This is a genomic window from Aquirufa regiilacus (assembly GCF_032470275.1).
GTDB classification, from domain to species: Bacteria; Bacteroidota; Bacteroidia; order Cytophagales; family Spirosomataceae; genus Aquirufa; species Aquirufa regiilacus.
On the sequence record NZ_JAVNWW010000002.1, the window covers coordinates 289,528 to 309,013 of the forward strand.

Consider the following 19,486-nt stretch of genomic DNA (forward strand, 5'->3'; position numbering starts at 1 on the left):
GCACCTCGTGAAGATGGTGAAGCGCCTCGCGCACCTTTTAGAAGAGCGGGCGGTGATTTTACCCCTCGCCCTGCGCGCGAAGAATCTCCTCGCAATTTTGAGCCTCGTGAAGAACGTAAGTTTACGCCAAGAGATGATGACCGTGGAAATTCATCGAAATTTTCGAAACGCGATACATTTAAACCGCGTAACCGACATGATCAGGCACCTGCCTTTACTCCTGCGTATAAATTAGATCGTTACAAGGAAACAGCGCCTGCCAAAATTCAAAAGAAAATTGCGCAGATTGAGCGTCGTGGAGATGATGTTCGCTTAAATCGTTTCATCGCGAATGCGGGTATCTGCTCGCGTCGAGATGCGGATAAATTAATTGAAGCTGGAGAAATCAAAGTAAATAACAAAGTTGTGACAGAAATGGGTTACCAAGTTGGGCCCACAGATGTTGTTAAATATGGTAATCGCCGCTTGAATCGTGAGAAACCAGCCTATGTCTTATTAAATAAGCCTAAAGATTTCTTAACAACAACGGAAGATCCTCAAGATCGTAAAACTGTCATGGAATTAGTGAAAAATGCGGGTGAATCTCGTATTTATCCCGTTGGACGTTTAGACCGAAATACAACGGGCTTAATTTTATTGACAAACGATGGCGAATTAGCGGATAAGTTGACGCACCCATCGAATGAAATTGAGAAAATTTATCAAGCGGAATTGGATAAGCCATTGACCGACGAGGACTTTGAAAAGATCGTTGCGGGCTTAAAGTTGGAAGATGGTGAAATTAAAGTAGATGATTTGGCCAAAGTTACGCCGGATGGCTATGTAATCGGTGTTAAAATTCACTCGGGTAAAAACCGCATCGTGCGTCGTATATTTGAGCATTTAGGTTATGAGGTGACTAAACTGGATCGAACAACCTTTGCCGGTTTGACCAAAAAAGATTTACCACGTGGAAGTTGGCGTTACCTAACGGAGCGCGAGTTAGTCAAGTTGAAATACTTGTTGTAACGATTAGCAAAAGAAAAGGCCCAGCGAAAACTGGGCCTTTTTTATGTATTAAGCGAAATGACTTAGATATTCATCAAGGATTCGCGACGTCTCATTTTACCCGCTGGTATACCAAACATCATTTTAAAACGACGGCAGAAATAAGCGGTGTCTTTGTAGCCAACTTCCGAACCGATTGCGCGAATCGATTTCTTCGTTGTACGTAATAAACCTACGGCTGCTTCCATCCGTTGGTATTCGATGTAATCTTGTGGATTAATACCTGTCAACATTTTGAAGTATTGACCCACGTAATCTTCGGATACATTCGCCACGTTGGCAAGCACTTTGTTTGATAAATCGCCACCGATATGGTCTTTGATGTAAGCGAAAATATCAATTAAACGTGGGTCTTTGAAATAGGTACTGTTGGTCGCTAATTGCTCAACGAATAAACGGTTTTGGATGATGTAACGAATGACCTCGATAACGATTTCTTCCGTTTTGATCTTGATGATGCGGCCTTTGCCAATCTCATCCGACATGTCTTCCAATAAAATTTCTTTGATCGTCTGCGCTAGTTTTTCGTCCTTTTTAATAAGGAAAGGAGGAATATCTAGGGAAGTAAAGAAGTTAACCGAGTCAAAGACTTTCGCCTCAAAGGCCACCATGCCGAACGAATTGTCATGGCTACCGATGTTTTGCGAATCCATGTTCAAGTCGAAGTACAATTCGCGATGCGTCATGAACTCTTCGTTGTTGACAGCTTTTGGTTTTTCTGCGTTTCCGTAAGTTACGCTCACCATTTTACCACCAGGGATAAAAAGCATATCACCTTCTTCTACCGGAGTATCTTCTTCGCCAAAAGAAACTTCGCCTTTGTACAATATCAAGAGCGAATTTTCCACATCGTAATAATTCTTAATACGAATAGGTTGTAATATTCTTATGTTTCGTGCTTTGATGAATTTGACCCCAAGGGATTCAATGATCTTGTTGTAATCTTCCATTTTATTGCTGATTATCCACCGACAAACACGGTTTTAACTTTTTAATTTGGACAAAACTAATAAATCAGATAATAATTCCAAATTATTTTATATTAATTTTTGTCCATTTGTTTAAATGTGTCGACCAGCATTAATTGTAATATACCTATAAATCCCGCTGGCGGGGTGGTGTCGGATTGAATTTCTGTGCTATTCTGTTTTTTATAATTATTTTTAGGGGGAACAGAAATTTGATATAAAATAAATAATTAGGTCATTTTTTATCTGTAAATTTGTTTTCTAGAGCATGTATAGCTTTATCATTTCCCCTATTTGAAACACCATGGGACTATTTAACTTCCTGACCAAGGACATCGCCATTGATTTAGGTACAGCGAATACCTTAATTATTCACAAAAATCAAGTTGTTGTTGACGAACCGTCGATTATTGCTTTAGACCGTAACACAAATAAAGTGTTAGCCGTGGGTCGACAAGCCATGATGATGCATGAGAAGACAAATGATAATATCAAGACAATTCGTCCTTTGAAAGATGGGGTAATCGCCGACTTTACCGCTGCCGAATTAATGTTGCGCGGATTAATCAAAATGTTGGATCGCGGAAATTCATTTTTCTCTCCAGCACTTCGCATGGTGATTTGTATTCCTTCTGGGATTACGGAGGTTGAGAAACGTGCGGTAAAGGATTCAGCTGAGCACGCAGGTGCTCGTGAGGTTTACATGGTGCATGAGCCTATCGCAGCAGCGATTGGTATTGGTATCGACATTGAGCAGCCCAATGGTTCATTAGTTGTTGATATTGGAGGAGGTACAACTGAAGTGGCTATTATCTCATTAAGCGGTATCGTCGTTGAAAACTCGATTCGTGTTGCAGGAGATGAATTTACACGTGACATCAAAGATTATTTATTACGCGAACACAAATTGGTGATCGGGGAGCGCTCAGCAGAGCAAATCAAAATCCAAGTAGGTGCTGCCTTGCCAGAACTAGAAAATCCACCAGCAGATTTTGAAATTCGCGGTCGTGATCAAATGACGGGTATCCCGAAAGAAATCTTGATTAATTATTCTGAAATCGCATACGCATTGGATTCTTCTATCACGAAGATTGAGGTTGCCATCATGGAAACCCTTCAACGTGCTCCGGCCGAACTTTCCGGTGACATTTTCCACAACGGTATTCATTTAGCCGGTGGTGGTGCGATGTTGCATGGTCTAGATAAGCGTATTGAGAAGAAAACGCAATTGAAAGTTCACGTGGCAGATGATCCATTGAAAGCTGTGGTTCGTGGTACAGGTGAAATCTTGAAAAACCTAGAGAAATACAAGCCTGTTTTAATAACCTAGTTTTCAATCGAGATAACTCATGATTCAATTGTTCCAATTTTTAGCGCGTCAAAGGGTTATCCTTTTGCTTTTGTTGCTAGAATTGGTCAATATTTGGGCTGTGTTTAAATACAATGCGTATCAGCATTCCCTCTATTTTAATACGACCAATCAGTGGGCGGCCTCCATTTTGGCTACCACCCAGGAGGTAAAAACGTATCATCAACTCCGCATCGTGAATGGTACGCTCGCACAAGAAAATGCGCAACTACGTTCGGAATTGTTGCGTTTAAAGAGTCAGCAACAACCCCTTACAAAATTTCCCTATTACGTAAGTGAGGCGATGTTGAATCGCTATCAAGCCGTAGCCAGTCGGGTAATCGATCAATCCACACGCATGTCGCAGAATTATTTGACAATCGACAAAGGTCGGTCTGATGGAATTTTGCCTGGGATGGCCGTGATTTCCTCGACAGGTATTGTGGGGAAGGTTATGTCTTGTACGGATAATTTGGCTTTGGTCGTTTCGGTGTTACATACAAGCAATTCGGTTTCTGCCAAATTAAAACGCAGCGGTGAGTTAGGCTACATCAAGTGGCCGGGTTATCAAAGCGAAGTTGCCGACATGATGGATGTGTCCAAATATAAAAAGGTTGTCAAGGGCGATACAGTCGTTACCTCGGATTATAATGCCGTTTTTCCGCCAAATATCCCGATTGGAATCGTTGCCAAGGTGGGCCTCGAAAAGGATGATACCTTCCATGATATTAAAGTCATGCTGTTCACGCAGTTTGCTACTTTGCAATATGTGTATGTGATTAAGAATCGTTTGGCAGGCCAGCAGGCACAATTAGAAACGACTAAACCGAAATCAGAATAAGATGAACTTCACATTTAATTATAAATGGTTTTTCTCGGTTGTTTTTGCCATCGCCATTCAGGTGTTGTTTTTGCGTGATATTGCCATTGCCAACGTGGCATTTTGTTTTATATACACGTGGTTTTTGGTAAAAGCTCCCATGCAAACAAATCCGCTGTTGCTGCTTTTAGGCGCAATGTCGGTCGGTTGGTTAATTGATATTTTTTATAATACACATGGGATGCATGCCTTTGCCTGTGTTCTTGTTGCATGGCTCCGTCCTGTATATTTTCGAATTCTTACGCCGGCTAACGGCTATGATGAACGTTCAAGTATTTCGTTAGCTGAAATGAAATGGCTTTGGTTCTTTCCGTATTTGTTCCTTGTGTTGATGTCACACCATTTGCTGCTTTTTACCCTAGAAGCAGGGGATTGGACATTGATCGGCTACAGTGTTTTGAAAGCATTGTCTTCAACATTATTAGGAATGGCCGTATTTGGCATTCTAGAGTTTTTCAACCGACCTGAATAGGTCTTTTTGGCAGATTTATTTTTGGTCTTAGATTTGTAGGCAGTAGCTCGCACATATCATATGCGATGTGCTTAATTGCCTAACATGGAAATACCTACACAATCGGTTTCGTCGCCTAAAGCAAATGCGCAAGCACTATTTGAGAAAGAATTTATGCCGCACCTCGATGCGATGTATAATTTCGCACTCCGTTTAACGAATGATGAGGATGATGCACAGGATCTTGTTCAAGATACGTGCATGAAAGCATTTCGTTTCATTGATTCTTTCGAGCCCGGTACCTATGCCAAAGCCTGGTTATTTCGAATTCTGAAAAATAATTTCATTAATGATTACCGGAAAAAATCCCGCGGACCCGCGAAAGTGGAGTTCGAATGGGTCGAGCAGTCGTTTTCGGGTGATGAAGATCAGGAGCCTGCCTCGCACGCAGATTTGCATGCGGAAACGGTCAACGAGATGCTTGGGGATGAAATTACGGCAGCGATTCAAGCTTTGCCCGTGGACTTTCGTATGATTATTATTCTCTGTGATTTGGAAGAATTTAGTTACGAGGAGATGGCTCGTATTTTAGATATCCCGATTGGGACAGTGCGTTCACGACTGCATCGTGCCCGTGCGATCTTAAAAGAGAGCTTAGCCACCTATGCGAAAAGTAAGGGGTATCACTGACAATGTGTCACTTCTTGAAAATGAACTTTTTACCCTTTCCTCGTTGTTAAAAAATTAGTGCATTAAGCATGTAAACTCATGAAAAAGACTTGTACCCATCAGCCTGATTGTTTAAGGTTAATTCAACGCATCATTGACCGCGAAGCTACACCTGAAGAGGAGGCAACATTTCTGGCAAATAAAGATCAGTGCCTGCCTTGCCAAGAGGGCTTTGAGCTTGAGCAGTCTTTGCGCAACGCGATTAAATCGAATTGTTCGACTAAGTGTCCAGAAGCACTTTTTGCACGCATCAAAGCAAAACTTTTTGTCGTTTTAATCCTTATTTCCATTCTTATTCCGTTATTTTGCTAGCTAATTAAATCAAGCAGCACTTGGAAGGTAAACTCATTATTTTTTCTGCTCCATCCGGATCCGGCAAAACAACTATCGTAAAAGAATTATTGGCGAATAACCCGAATTTGGGTTTTTCAATATCTGCTTGCACACGCGACAAACGCGGGCGCGCAGAGGCAAATGGACAAGATTATTATTTCATGACGCCTGATGAGTTTCGTGTCAAAATTGATGAGGATGCTTTTGTCGAGTGGGAGGAAGTTTATCCGGGCGCTTATTATGGTACCTTAAAATCTGAAATTGAACGTATTTGGGCATCTGGCAAGCATGTGATTTTTGATGTAGATGTGAAAGGCGGCCTAGCATTGAAAAACTATTACAAGGAGCGTGCATTGGCCATTTTTGTCAAAGTACCTACGCTCGAAATGCTCGAGGATCGTCTTCGTGCGCGCGGCACCGAAACGGAAGAATCCCTTTCGAAACGTATCTTCAAAATGAAGTTTGAATGGGCATTCCAAGATAAATTTGATGTGATTCTTGTGAATGACCAATTGGAAGTTGCGGTTAAAGAGGCGCAAGACTTATTTGACAATTTTACGCGCTAACATGAAAATCGGCCTATTTTTCGGATCGTTTAATCCCATTCATCATGGCCACCTCATGATTGCTCAAGCGGTATTAAATCAAACGGACGTTGACCAAATTTGGTTTGTCGTTTCTCCCCAAAATCCACATAAACAGAGTAAAACGCTCTTGCACGAATTCGACCGATTGGATTTGGTGGATCGTGCCATTGCCGATAATTATCAATTCAAAAGTTCGGACATTGAGTTTCATCTAAGCAAACCATCTTATACAATTCATACGCTTACCCACCTGACGGAGAAATTTCCAAATGATTCTTTCCGATTAATCTTAGGAGGAGACAACCTCGAACAGTTCAAAAGTTGGAAGAATTATAATCAGATTCTTGATTATTTTGGGCTCTATGTTTATCCGCGTGGCGAACTAACCCAATGTCATTTATGGCAACATCCACAGGTTACCCGCATTGAGGCGCCTTTATTGCAGATCTCAGCCACCTACATTCGTCAATGTGTCCAACATGGGCAATCGATAAAATATCTAGTTCCTGATAGCGTAGAGGAACGAATCCAATCGAAAAAATTCTACATTTAGGCCTTATCGCCTAACATGTGTTTTCCTTTTTTAGCCCTTTCCCATTTTTACGTATTTTAGGTCTCTGGGTCATCGGACTATTGATCTCGCCGCTCGGTTTAATTCTGTTAGTACCTGTTTTATGGCTTGCGTCACCTACCCGCAGATCGATCTGCGGACTTCTGCTCATCGGTTTAGCAGTTGCGCGTATTTCGCAACTATCCGCTGAATTCGCTCATCATTTGCCCAAACACGATGCGTTTGTATTTCAAGTGAATCAAACACCGGTTCACGGTCCGTCGGCTTGGAAAATTCAAGCCAAAATCATCTCCGTGCGTCACGGGAAACAGTGGGAGCGTGTTCATGCCTTGGCTAATTTGTTTATTCCTGTCAAGGGTGCAGCGCCTCGCTTTGGTCAGGTATTTCACGTCTATGGATCATTAAAGCCTATTAGTGAACCCTTGTTGCCGGGTGCCTTTGACTGGAGACATTATTATGCTTTGCAAGGAATTTACTCCGCTGCGTTTGTGCCTATCCAGGGCTTGAAGTTGCTGAAAGATGCAAGTGCGACTCCTTCCATATTTGAGCGCATGCGGGCGCAAGCAAGTAGCTATTTGCACCAAGCATTACCTAATGGTGTTCATCGGAACGTGGCTGATGCGATGTTTTTGGGTATGGGAAGTACCATCGATTTTGAGACACGCCAATCTTATGCGGCCTTAGGGGCAATTCATATTTTGTCGGTATCTGGCATGCATGTAGGTTTACTTTATCTTGGTTTACAATTTCTATTGGGTTTTTTACTTCGATTCCGACCTTGGGGTCCTCGATTTTATTTTGGGCTCATTATGTTGGTGCTTTGGTCTTATGCCGCCCTGTCTGGATTTTCTGCTCCGGTATTGCGATCCGCTTGGATGTTTTCGGTGTTGTTGTTTGCACAAATTTTCCGACTCCGAACGCACCCCGTGAATGTTTGGGCATTTTCGGGTTTTGTGTTGCTCGTGATTCAGCCGATGGATCTTTTTCAGGTTGGCTTTCAGTTGTCTTATGCGGCGGTGCTGGGACTTATCTTATTCCAAAGGCCCCTCGTAAATATGTGGTCGCCGAACTATTGGCTCATCAAACAAAGCTGGGAACTGACCTGTGTTGCTATTAGTGCTCAAGTGTTAACTTGGCCTCTCATCATCTATTACTTTCATCAGTTTCCTAATCCGCTGTATTTCTTTTTGCTTAATCCTTTGTTGGTTTTGCTTTCTACACTCACCTTGGGCGTTGGCTTTATCTTTCTGATTTTAGCTCCCATGATGAGCTATTTCCCGATGGCTTTTTCGTCGCTGGGACATTTGGTTTTACTCAGTTTCGAACTCCTGCACGGTTTGATGTTTGCCACAACGGATCGTTTTCAGACGGTTATTTCATTTATTCGGCTTAATCTCGTTGAACTAGCAGCCTATTATGGGGGCCTTGGATTGTTATGGCACTGGTGGGCCTGTCGGAAAGTATGGGGATTGAATCTTTCGGCCTTTCTCTTAGCAGGAATTTTGATCCATCGGATGGGAGAACCTTTGCATCGTGAGGCCTACTTAAGCATCGCGGATAAACAAGTGGTCTTTCTTTCTACGCAAGGGTTTCGTGGACAAAGCAATGGTGGTGCAAGTCAAGCATGGCTGCAGTCCAATGCGGGAGCCTGGTGGGCAAATAATCAGGTAGTTGATACGTTGACACGCAGGTGGCCGAACGGTAGTTTTCTGTGGGAATATCAAGGAATGGAATTTGTATACCTAACAAAGCCGGGTGTTCATCGAAATGCCAACAATAGTCATCTAATACTAAGCGCAGAATTAGACTTGCGAGATCCGCGTTTTTTGAAATCGTGGCAGGGTTCAACCTGGTATTTTATTCGTAAGCCGAGTGTGTATCGATTGAGTAAATTAAAGCCTTTTTGGCCTAAAAAAGTATATTATTTAGCAGAGCAGGCCGCAGTTCATTTTCCATAAAAAAAGGCTGCCCGTTGAGGCAGCCTTCTAGAATTAGCTTGGTTTCTTCTCGTTACGCTTACGCTCGTTTGGATCTAACCAAATTTTACGCATACGCAATGATTTTGGAGTGATTTCTAAGTATTCATCCTTTTGGATAAATTCCATACACTCTTCTAATGAGAAGTTTAATTTCGGAGCAATTTTGGTATTCGAATCCGTACCTGACGCACGCATATTCGTTAATTGCTTCGCAGCTTGAAGGTTCACCTCGATGTCGTTTTGGCGATTGTGCTCACCTACAACCATCCCTGTGTAAACTTCTTCACCTGGATCGATGAAGAACACCCCTCTGTCTTGTAATTTATCGATTGCATAAGGAATCGCAGGACCTGTATTCATCGAGATCAATGATCCGTTGATACGACCTGGAATAGCTCCTTTGAATTCTTCGTAAGCAATGAAACGGTGTGCCATGATTGCCTCACCAAATGTAGCCGTTAACACTTTCGAACGTAAACCAATCAACCCACGTGATGGAATGTTGAATTCTAAGTGTTGCAAGTCACCTTTCGGTTCCATAATCAATAATTCACCTTTTCCTTGTGTTGCTAATTCGATTACTTTACCAGCAACTTCAGCAGGAACGTCTACAACTAAAGATTCAATTGGCTCTAAACGTTCGCCGTTTGGACCTTCTTTGAAGATTACTTGTGGCTGACCTACTTGTAATTCGTATCCTTCGCGACGCATGGTCTCGATCAATACCGACAAGTGAAGAATACCACGTCCAAATACCAAGAATTTATCTTCGCTTTCTGTTGTAACAACTTTCAAGGCTAAGTTCTTCTCAGTCTCTTTGAACAGACGATCACGGATGTGACGAGATGTCACTAATTTACCTTCTTTACCAAAGAATGGCGAGTTGTTAATCGTGAACAACATGTTCATCGTAGGCTCATCGATCGCAATACGCTCCAACGCCTCTGGATTTTCTGCATCAGCGATTGTATCACCGATTTCGAAATCTTCGATACCTGTTACTGCACAAATCTCACCACATTCTACTTTTTCTACTTTTACCTTACCAAGGCCTTCAAATACTTGAAGTTCTTTGATACGCATTTTTTTCGTTGTGCCGTCCGCTTTACAAAGGGAGATTTGCATTCCTTCTGTCAGCGTTCCACGCTCTAAACGTCCGATCGCGATACGACCTACGAATGAAGAGTAGTCCAAAGACGTAATCTGCATTTGTGGAGTTCCTTCTTGAACTTTAGATGCTGGAATGTGCTCGATAATCGCATCCAACAATGGGATGATGTTATCCGTAGGTTTTTTCCAATCTGTACTCATCCATCCTTGCTTCGATGAACCGTAGATACAAGGGAAGTCTAATTGATCTTCTGTTGCTTCTAAGTTGAACATCAAATCGAATACACTTTCGTGTACCTCGTCAGGACGACAGTTTTCTTTATCTACTTTGTTTACAATTACAATCGGCTTTAAACCCAAAGCAATGGCTTTTGAAAGTACGAAACGTGTTTGAGGCATAGGGCCTTCAAATGCATCTACCAACAAAATTACACCATCCGCCATACGTAGAACGCGTTCTACCTCACCGCCAAAGTCGGCGTGACCAGGTGTATCGATAATGTTGATTTTTACTCCATTGTAACGAACAGATACGTTTTTCGACGTAATCGTAATCCCTCTTTCTCTCTCTAAGTCGTTATTGTCAAGGATCAAATCTCCAAATTCTTGATTTTCTCTAAAAATTTTGGATGCGTGGATGATTTTGTCAACTAGGGTCGTTTTACCGTGGTCAACGTGGGCAATAATGGCAATGTTGCGAATGCTTTGCATAAAAATGTATTCGTTGAATGAAACGAAATTCCTTTAATTGGGAAATTCAAGGTGCAAAGGTAGGGATTATTTCTTTGAAAAGTGCTAATTGATTAAAAATCAGCAGTTGGTAATTTAATCAGTCAGGGCCTTCGATGCCTTGACGTGTGCTTTAGCGCCTAATTGATCAGCTATTTTTTGTGCAATTCCATTGGAATCTATTCCGCAAAGTGCATATAATTCACTTTGTTCCCCATGTTCCACAATGTGATCTGGGATTCCCAAACGAATCATGTTGGCCTGATACTGGTGATCTACCATGAATTCTGCGATGGCCGAACCGAACCCACCTACGATGGATGCATCTTCTACCGTTAAGATTGTATTAAATTTGCGGAAGATTTCATGCAATAGCTTTTCATCCAAGGGTTTCGAGAAACGCATGTCATATAAAGCGGCATCAATTCCTTGACTCGCCAATAGTTCTACGGCCTTAATCGCTTCATTGCCAATGTGTCCTAAGCTTAAAATGGCCACATCTTTTCCCCTGTTAAGTTCGATGCCTGTTCCAATTTCAATTTCCTCGAAATTCGTCCGCCACGCAGGCATGACACCTTGACCTCTTGGATAGCGAATGCTGATTGCTTCGCCACGTTCTTTGAATTTATCCAAAGATGCCGTATACATAATGTTTCTTAACTCTTGCTCATTCCGTGGTGCTGCAACAATCATATTGGGAACACAGCGCATCATCGCGATGTCGAGGTTACCATGGTGTGTCGGCCCATCGGCTCCTGCTAAACCTGCACGGTCTAAGCAGAAAATAACGGGTAACTTTTGCAAACACACATCGTGAACGACTTGGTCGTACCCACGCTGCATGAAAGAACTGTAGATATTACAGAAAACAGTTAATCCCTGTGTGGCTAATCCTGCAGAGAATGTCACCGCATGTTGTTCGGCTATTCCTACATCAAACGCACGATCGGGCATCGCTGCCATCATAATATTCAGGGAAGAACCGGATGGCATTGCTGGGGTAATCCCCATGATTTTGGGATTTTGCTCGGCAAGCTCTAACAACGTGTGTCCGAAAACTTCTTGGTATTTAGGTGCTTGCGGATTATCGTAGGTTTTCTTTTCAATCTCGCCGGTTAGCTTATCAAATTTGCCTGGCGCGTGCCAAAGTGTTTGATCTTTTTCCGCGAGTGAGTAGCCTTTTCCTTTGGTTGTGACACAATGCAAGATTTTGGGTCCTGGAATATCTTTTAAATCGCGTAATACTGTGGCAAGGTATTCGACATCATGTCCATCGATTGGACCGAAATAGCGCAAATTGAATGATTCAAATAAGTTACTTTGTTTGAGTAAAGTAGCCTTCAAACCATTCTCGATTTTGGACACGATTTCTTGTGCCGACTTCCCAAATCGAGACATTTTGCCTAATAAATTCCAAACATCATCCTTCACCTTATTGTAGGTATGGGATGTTGTGATATCGGTTAGGTATTCTTTTAATGCGCCTACATTCGGGTCGATTGCCATGCAGTTATCATTCAGAATGATAATCATGTTGTTTGGAATATCCCCAGCGTGGTTCATCGCCTCAAAGGCCATACCTGCTGTCATGGATCCATCTCCTATCACCGCGATGTGCTGACGATCAAATTCTTTTTTGTAGCGTGACGCAACAGCCATACCCAATGCTGCCGAAATCGAGGTAGATGAGTGCCCTACCCCAAATGTGTCATATTCGCTTTCAGATCTTTTGGGGAAACCACTAATTCCACCCAATAATCGATTCGTATGAAACACGCCTTGTCGGCCTGTTAAGATCTTATGTCCATATGCCTGATGCCCAACATCCCAGACCAATTGGTCATAAGGGGTATTAAATACATAATGCAAGGCCACAGTTAGTTCGGTCACACCCAAAGAGGCTCCGAAGTGTCCACCATTGACAGAAACATGGTCAATGATGTATTGACGCAATTCCTCGCAAACAGCGGGAAGCTGATTGGCTGGTAACTTTCGCAAATCGGCAGGAGCCTGAATCTTGCTTAGTAAGGGGCCGGCAGGGAATTGAGTTGACACAAATAATTTATTCAAGTGAAAGAAAAACTCTACAAAGGTAAAAATGTTTTTGACGCTTACTCATTTTTTTGACTCGCCTTGAATAATCGTCGCTTTTCAGATTTGCTTAGGCTGTCGTATCCCGACTTCGATATTTTGTCCAAAATCTGATTCAGTTCTTCTTCATCGATGTTTTCGGCTTGTTTTCTAGGCTTTTTTTTACGCGTTAAATCGGCATGAATAAAGGGACTATCTTTTTTTCTTAATGGGTCCCAGCGAATCGGATGTTCATGTAAGTAACCCATGCAAAAACCCACAAGTGCGCCACCTAAATGTGCGATTTGTCCGCCTGCATTCGTCCCCACAGTCTCTAAGAGGGACCAAATTAAATAAAAGCCTGCAATATATTTGATGCGTACGGGCCCAATGAAAACCAAATGGACTTCAAAGTTCGGTCGGAGGGTGGCAGCGGCCAAAACAATGGCGAACACGCCTCCGGATGCGCCTAACAAATAACTTCCATTTTGGCGCTCGAAATAGGGAATGAAGTTATAGGCTAAGATAAAAGCTATTGCACCCATAATGCCTCCGTAAAAGAAGGTCTGTACACTTTTATTGTTCCCTACGACCTCTTGTAAAATCTTTCCAAACCAATACAAGAACATCATGTTGAATGCCAAATGAAAGATTTCCACATGCACAAAAAAGTAGCTAACAAAGCGCCATGGATGAAGAAGATTGGCCTTGATGTCAGCGGATAGCGTTAGTTGCTCCAAAAGCGATTCATAAACCCATGCTTTTCCGCTGATTATCATCGCAATTCGAATCAGCATCAGCACAAGAAAAAGCAAACAATTCACCACGATGATTTTCAACAATCCCTCACCGGGCTGCTGTACTAAGCGCTGAAAGTCTAGCCAAAATCCGCGCATATCAATAGAATTGATTGCGTTTTGTCTTCCATACCATCAATAAAATAACAGCAAATACCATCCCGCCGATGTGGGCAAAGTGCGCAACATTGTCGCCTTGGTATTGTTGAATTCCTTGGTACATCTCGTATAATCCATAACCGCTCACAAAGTATTTTGCTTTGATGGGAATGGGGAATGGGAATAAATACATCTCAGAATTCGGGAATAAATAGCCGAATGCCATCAGAATGCCAAAAATCGCACCGGATGCCCCTGCTAATTGGCTACGATTCACATATTCTGCATAGTTTTCGCGCGCCCAATCCAGGTTAACATTCCCGTCAGGTAATGCGATTACTTGATAGTGTTGTGCATAATCATATAAATGCATGGAACTTGGGTCGCTTAAAACGATTTCTGTCGCCCGACGAAAATCCGCAAAATCGATAAAATGCTGAATGCCCATGTAAAGCAAACCAGCACCGATGCCACAAAAGAAATAGAAAAACAAAAAGCGTTGGGCACCCCAGATGCGTTCTAGCAATGATCCAAACATGTATAAGCCAAACATGTTACCCAATAAATGCATAAAACTCGCATGGACAAACATGTAGCTAACGACCTGGTAAACATGGAAATCCTTCGCCTGAAAATAGTGTAGGCTCAATAAATCCTGAGGCAAAAATCCGCCAAGAACATAGACAGCGATGTTAATGAAGATTAAATTTCGAACGGTAGGAGATAGATTTCTAAACATAATTTTATTCTTCGTAAGCCCAATCAATGCGCGTTTTCATATCCTTAACCAATAGCCCCATCGCTTTGAAACTAGCGCGAATTTCATCTACTTTATCATATTCCCGCTTCTCTTTGAAGGAGGCATATAATGCTAACATTCCGTTGATCAATGCTTCTTGATTTGCCGGAAATTCCTCGCGAAGTCCCAAGACTTGCTCCAAGAAGTTGATGTAATTTGTCTTCATGCGATCAAAAACATCTTGTCCTAACTGCGCAAATGTTAGTTGGCCCGTATGCAACTGATTAATCTTTTTTAATAACGTAAACAAGTGCGAAATTGTTACAGCTGTATTTAAATCATCGTTCATTCCATCGTAGCAGCCTTGAATCGCAGCATCGATTTCCGCTATTTGCTCGGCATCGATTGCCTGGGAATTATCTGCTTCAAATTCCATGCCTTTGATGATGCGTAAGCCATTCGCGATCCGCTTGTATCCTTTTTGAGCAGCTTTTAAGGCTTCGTTCGAGAAGTCTAATGTACTGCGGTATTGCGATTGTAACATGAAAAAACGAACTGTCATCGGGCTATAAGCTTGCTCCAATAAGGGGTGAGCTCCAGCGATTAATTCGCTTGGTAAAAAGGAGTTTCCGAGGGATTTACTCATCTTTTGGCCATTCACAGTCAACATATTGGTGTGCATCCAATAGCGGACAGGCGCTCGTCCATGTGCTGCTTTTGCCTGGGCAATTTCGCATTCATGGTGTGGGAATTTTAAGTCCATGCCACCGCCGTGAATATCAAATGTATCGCCTAAATATTTATGGCTCATGCAAGTACATTCCAGATGCCAACCCGGGAAACCATCTCCCCAAGGAGAAGGCCAGCGCATGATATGTTCAGGGGAAGCTTTTTTCCAAAGCGCAAAATCCAATGGGCTGCGTTTTTCGCCTACGCCATCCAAGTCGCGTGTTTCCGTCAATAAATCATCTAAAACGCGGCCTGATAAATGTCCATAGTCTCCACCTTGTTTGTTATAGGTTTCGATATCGAAATAGATCGAACCATTGGATTCGTAGGCTAAGCCCTTATCCAATAAAATTTTTGTGGTTTCAATTTGCTCGACTATGTGACCGGTGGCTGTAGGTTCAATGCTCGGAGGTAACAAATTAAATTGTGTCAAAACATCATGGAAGTCATTCGTATAACGCTGAACAATTTCCATGGGTTCTAATTTCTCCAACTTGGCCATTTTGCCAATCTTGTCTTCTCCTTCGTCTCCATCACCCACCAAATGTCCTACATCCGTAATGTTACGAACATAGCGAACTTGATATCCAATGAATTTCAAATAGCGATGTAGAATGTCAAACGATGTAAAAGTTCTCAGATTCCCTAGGTGGACAAAATTATAGACCGTCGGCCCGCAGACATAGAGCCCAACATGGGGTGCGTTAATTGGGCTAAATACTTCTTTTTCTCGGCTGAGTGTATTGTATATTTTTAACGGCTGCATGAATCCTAGGTGCTTTTGTAGAGTCCTTTAAAAAGGAATTAAAATTACGCCGATTCTTTTAATTCACCAAACTTAGCATTTTGACAATTTGAAACGATTCTTTTCAGATTGTGTTATCTTTGTGTGTTTTTTGAAAATCCTATATACATGTTGCTGAAGGAAGTAGGCGAAGACAAATCGCTTCAACGTATTTTTTTACAATTCCCCGTTCGTTTATATGCATCGGATTCCAATTGGATTCGACCATTAGACACGGATGTCGCGCATGTATTTGATCCCAAGAAAAACGGACATTTTAAGCAAGGAGAGGCAATCCGTTGGATATTATTTGATGATGCCGGTGTTGCGATAGGCCGAGTAGCTGCTTTTTATGAGCCGAGCAAGGATGAGGTTCCCGTGGGTGGTATGGGCTTTTTTGAGTGTATCGAGGATGAAAAGGCCGCTTTTTTGCTCTTTGACGCTTGTAAGGCTTGGTTGATTTCGAAGGGTATGCAAGGAATGGATGGGCCGATCAATTTCGGGGAGCGTGATAGCTTTTGGGGATTGATGGTCAAAGGTTGGGAGTATGAACCTACCTACAAAATGCCTTGGACGAAAGCCTATTACATTGACTTTTTTGAAAAATACGGGTTCCAGGATTATTTCCAACAATACGTGTATGTCTCATCCATAACGGGTGCGAACGTCACGCCCGCGATTGAAGAAAAAGCAAACCGCATTTACCAGAATCCGGAATATGTATTTAGGCACATCGAAAAGTCGAATTTGTCAAAATATGCGGAGGATTTTAAGGTTATTTTTAATGCGGCTTGGGCAAAGTTTCCCGGTGTAAAGGAAATGAGTTCAGAACAAGCGCAACGTTTGGTTAAGACCATGAAACCCATCATTGATGAACAATTGTTGTGGTTTGCCTATACGCAAACGGGAGAACCCGTTGCTTTTTTTATTGTAATCCCTGACCTCAACCAAATTATTAAACACCTGAATGGGCGTTTAAATTGGTGGGGTATGATTAAGTTTTTATTATTGAAAATGCGCGGCGCTTTGACACGTGCTTGTGGGGTGATTTTTGGTGTTGTGCCTGATCATCAAGGCAAGGGGGTTGAATCAGCTATCGCTTTACGTTTCCGGACTGCTGCCCGTGAAAATCCATTCTATCCCTATGAGACAATGGATATGAATTGGGTCGGTGATTTTAATCCGAAAATGCTTCGTTTTGTTTCCCAACTCGGTGCGACGAACGAAAAAACCTACATTACTTATCGTTTATTTTTTAATCCTGATCAGCCATTTAGTCGTTGTCCTAAGGTTGGTTAAAACCATTTATATGAGCTTATTAACAATTGGAACGGTTGCGTTCGATGCATTAGAAACTCCTTACGGAAAAACCGATAAAATTATCGGAGGGTCTTGTACCTATATTGCTTTATCATCTGCTTTTTTCTTGCCGCGTGTGAATGTGGTTGCGGTTGTCGGGGATGATTTTCCGCAGGCCTACATGGATACATTAACGTCAAAAGGCATCAATTTGGATGGCCTTCAAATCAAGCAAGGGGAAAAGTCCTTTTTCTGGGCTGGCAAATACCATAACAACATGAATTCACGCGACACCTTGGTGACAGATTTGAACGTGTTGGCTGATTTTAAACCTGCTATTCCTGCCTCTTACCAAGATTGTGATTATTTGATGTTGGGGAACCTAACGCCGCAAGTTCAGATCGAAGCGATCGAAGGTTTGGCGAAGCGTCCCAAATTAATCGTGATGGATACCATGAATTTCTGGATGGATGTTGCGATGGACGATTTGAAACGTGTGTTGAAAATGGTCGATGTGCTTTGTATCAATGATGAGGAGGCGCGTCAATTGTCCGAACAATATTCCTTGCGTACAGCTGCCAAATTGATCATGGCGATGGGCCCCAAGACCTTAATCATCAAGAAAGGGGAGCATGGAGCTTTGTTATTCCAAGGTGAAAACATGTTCTATTGCCCAGCCTTGCCTTTGGAAGAAGTATTCGACCCAACAGGTGCTGGCGATACGTTCGTTGGAGGATTCATCGGTTATTTAGCAAAAACAGACGATATCTCCTTCGAGAATATGCGTAAAGCGATCGTTTATGGTTCCGCGATGGCTTCTTTCTGTGTAGAGAAGTTTGGTACGGAGCGTTTGCTTGAAATTACCGATCAAGATTTAGAGGGTCGTGTAAATCAATTCCGGGAATTGGCTCGTTTCTAGCGGCCTCCCACAATAACTTCATGTAGATTTGTTGGGTCTAGGTATTTATTAGCTAGTTCCAACAAATCTTCAGAAGTACAAGTGAGAATTTGCGCTTGAAATTGATCATAAAAGTCCAAGGGTAAGTTTTCCATTTGAATGACCTTGATCTTTTCGGCAATATCAAATGCTTGTGTAAGTTCACCCGTAAAACTTCCCATCAGGTAGTTTTTGACTAGTTCGAGCTCTTCTTGGCCAACTTTCTCGACTTGAAGTCTGCGCATTTCTTTGCGAATTTCATCACAAGTTTCTGCTACATTTTCATTTGCAACATCCGTGCCTACAACCCAGTAGCCTGCGCGTAACATGGGAACAATCGATGAGGAAATGCCATAGGTAAATCCTTTCTCTTCTCGGATGTTTTTTTGCAGTCGCGATCCGAAAAACCCACCAAATAAGGTATTCAAAACGCTAAACTTAAAGTAGTCTGGATTATTCCTTGTCATCGAGCGTTTCCCCAAACGGATGGTTGATTGAAGTGCTTGATCGCGAAACTCTTGTGTGGCTTTGGGTATGTCCTGGCTTGTTGTAAGCGCATGAGCCGGTTTATTGGGATTCGTCTTGAGTTGTTCAAAAGTGTTTCGAACAGCATCGAGTTCATCTTGGCTAATTTTTCCAGATAGGAAGATCTGTGGCATATTACCCAGCCAGTATGCTTGATGAAAATTTGTTAGGTCCTTTTGTTGGATGGATTCAATGCTGGACTGCGTAGAAATACGGCCGTATGGATCTCCCTCAAAAAGCTGTTGGCGTAATAATTGACTCGCTGAAAAAGCTGTTTTTTGCCAATTTAATTTATTCTTCTGTACCTCGATGGCGATTTCTTTCTCAAATTCATCCGTAGGGAAGCTAGCTTCCTGAATGATTTCCAGGACATAGGGCAAGAGGGATTTTAGATGTTTACTAAGTCCGTATAAGACAAAGGTTGCATGATCTAAACTCGTTTGTACATCCCAAAAGGCGCCATAGAAATCAAATAGCTGATGGATTGCTGTCGCGTCCCGTTGCTTTGTTCCGCGTTTCATCAAAGAACTTGTTAGGCTCGCGATTCCAGCCTTTTCAGTCGCACTGGCTCCCGCCGCTACCGTAAATTCCAGTTTGAAGACAGCTTGTTCACCCAGCGACAAGGATTGCATCTCGATGCCATTGGATAAGCGCGTCGTCGTGATGGCAGGGAATTTGATAAGTTCAATCGGATAAGCGGCCGGGGCAAGGGTTCTATTCAGCATATAATAGGTCTATAAAACAAATGACATTCCGGTGGGAATGTCATTTGTCA

Annotated in this window: 18 protein-coding genes; 11 read left to right on the plus strand and 7 right to left on the minus strand. The window is 42.4% G+C overall.

Translation table 11 applies throughout. The features are described 5' to 3' along the window. Positions 1-1,008, plus strand: a 1,008-nt coding sequence (locus tag PQG45_RS07215) for a pseudouridine synthase (protein ID WP_315574955.1), incomplete at its 5' end; no start/stop codon positions are given. 62 nt (positions 1,009-1,070) lie between these two features. Here the strand turns inward: PQG45_RS07215 and PQG45_RS07220 are convergent. Then, complete coding sequence (locus PQG45_RS07220) at positions 1,071-1,997, minus strand: AraC family transcriptional regulator (RefSeq protein WP_315574957.1); 927 nt, start codon at positions 1,995-1,997, stop codon at positions 1,071-1,073. Positions 1,998-2,319: 322 nt separating this feature from the next. On the opposite strand from PQG45_RS07220, the gene PQG45_RS07225 reads away from it, so the two are divergent. From PQG45_RS07225 to PQG45_RS07260, 8 genes are all read left to right on the plus strand, one after another. Continuing rightward, positions 2,320-3,345, plus strand: coding sequence for a rod shape-determining protein (locus tag PQG45_RS07225; protein ID WP_315574959.1), 1,026 nt, complete (start codon positions 2,320-2,322; stop codon positions 3,343-3,345). Between the two features lie 19 nt (positions 3,346-3,364). Next, on the plus strand, positions 3,365-4,204 hold the full coding sequence (gene mreC / locus PQG45_RS07230; RefSeq protein WP_316070565.1) for a rod shape-determining protein MreC: 840 nt from the start codon (positions 3,365-3,367) through the stop codon (positions 4,202-4,204). Between the two features lies 1 nt (position 4,205). After that, on the plus strand, positions 4,206-4,715 hold the full coding sequence (locus tag PQG45_RS07235; RefSeq protein ID WP_316070566.1) for a hypothetical protein: 510 nt from the start codon (positions 4,206-4,208) through the stop codon (positions 4,713-4,715). A gap of 84 nt (positions 4,716-4,799) precedes the next feature. Next, a complete protein-coding gene (locus tag PQG45_RS07240; RefSeq protein ID WP_316070567.1) occupies positions 4,800-5,384 on the plus strand; it encodes a sigma-70 family RNA polymerase sigma factor in 585 nt (194 codons plus the stop codon). Positions 5,385-5,462: 78 nt separating this feature from the next. After that, on the plus strand, positions 5,463-5,735 hold the full coding sequence (locus PQG45_RS07245; RefSeq protein ID WP_316070568.1) for a hypothetical protein: 273 nt from the start codon (positions 5,463-5,465) through the stop codon (positions 5,733-5,735). Between the two features lie 20 nt (positions 5,736-5,755). Further along, entirely contained in the window at positions 5,756-6,322 is a 567-nt protein-coding gene (gene gmk, locus PQG45_RS07250) for a guanylate kinase (RefSeq protein ID WP_316070569.1), read from the plus strand. 1 nt (position 6,323) lies between these two features. Next, positions 6,324-6,896, plus strand: a complete 573-nt coding sequence (gene nadD, locus PQG45_RS07255; RefSeq protein ID WP_316070570.1) for a nicotinate (nicotinamide) nucleotide adenylyltransferase — start codon at positions 6,324-6,326, stop codon at positions 6,894-6,896. Between the two features lie 17 nt (positions 6,897-6,913). After that, positions 6,914-8,872 carry a ComEC/Rec2 family competence protein gene (locus PQG45_RS07260; RefSeq protein WP_316070571.1) on the plus strand — a complete coding sequence of 653 codons (1,959 nt, stop codon included), beginning with the start codon at positions 6,914-6,916 and terminating at the stop codon, positions 8,870-8,872. Positions 8,873-8,905: 33 nt separating this feature from the next. Here PQG45_RS07260 and typA read toward each other — a convergent pair whose 3' ends face one another. The 5 genes from typA to cysS form a co-directional block, all read right to left on the minus strand. Then, on the minus strand, positions 8,906-10,714 hold the full coding sequence (gene typA / locus PQG45_RS07265; protein ID WP_315574974.1) for a translational GTPase TypA: 1,809 nt from the start codon (positions 10,712-10,714) through the stop codon (positions 8,906-8,908). Between the two features lie 114 nt (positions 10,715-10,828). Further along, positions 10,829-12,787 (minus strand): 1-deoxy-D-xylulose-5-phosphate synthase, encoded by a 1,959-nt coding sequence (gene dxs / locus PQG45_RS07270; RefSeq protein ID WP_315574976.1) that lies wholly within the window; start codon positions 12,785-12,787, stop codon positions 10,829-10,831. Positions 12,788-12,843: 56 nt separating this feature from the next. Further along, the gene (locus tag PQG45_RS07275) at positions 12,844-13,698 is read right to left on the minus strand and encodes a rhomboid family intramembrane serine protease (protein WP_315574978.1); all 855 of its coding nucleotides are present in this window, start codon (positions 13,696-13,698) and stop codon (positions 12,844-12,846) included. A 1-nt stretch (position 13,699) separates the two neighbouring features. After that, the gene (locus PQG45_RS07280; protein WP_315574979.1) at positions 13,700-14,437 is read right to left on the minus strand and encodes a rhomboid family intramembrane serine protease; all 738 of its coding nucleotides are present in this window, start codon (positions 14,435-14,437) and stop codon (positions 13,700-13,702) included. 4 nt (positions 14,438-14,441) lie between these two features. After that, positions 14,442-15,932: a cysteine--tRNA ligase gene (gene cysS / locus PQG45_RS07285; protein ID WP_315574980.1), complete on the minus strand. Its 1,491-nt coding sequence runs from the start codon at positions 15,930-15,932 to the stop codon at positions 14,442-14,444. A 147-nt stretch (positions 15,933-16,079) separates the two neighbouring features. Here cysS and PQG45_RS07290 point away from each other — a divergent pair, with 147 nt between their 5' ends. Both PQG45_RS07290 and PQG45_RS07295 read left to right on the plus strand, forming a co-directional pair. Next, the gene (locus PQG45_RS07290) at positions 16,080-17,249 is read left to right on the plus strand and encodes a hypothetical protein (RefSeq protein WP_315574982.1); all 1,170 of its coding nucleotides are present in this window, start codon (positions 16,080-16,082) and stop codon (positions 17,247-17,249) included. A 10-nt stretch (positions 17,250-17,259) separates the two neighbouring features. Further along, entirely contained in the window at positions 17,260-18,168 is a 909-nt protein-coding gene (locus PQG45_RS07295) for a PfkB family carbohydrate kinase (protein ID WP_315574983.1), read from the plus strand. On the opposite strand, the gene PQG45_RS07300 is transcribed toward PQG45_RS07295, so the two are convergent. Beyond that, positions 18,165-19,436, minus strand: coding sequence for a M16 family metallopeptidase (locus PQG45_RS07300; RefSeq protein WP_316070572.1), 1,272 nt, complete (start codon positions 19,434-19,436; stop codon positions 18,165-18,167). The genes PQG45_RS07295 and PQG45_RS07300 overlap by 4 nt on opposite strands. Positions 19,437-19,486: the final 50 nt, after the last annotated feature.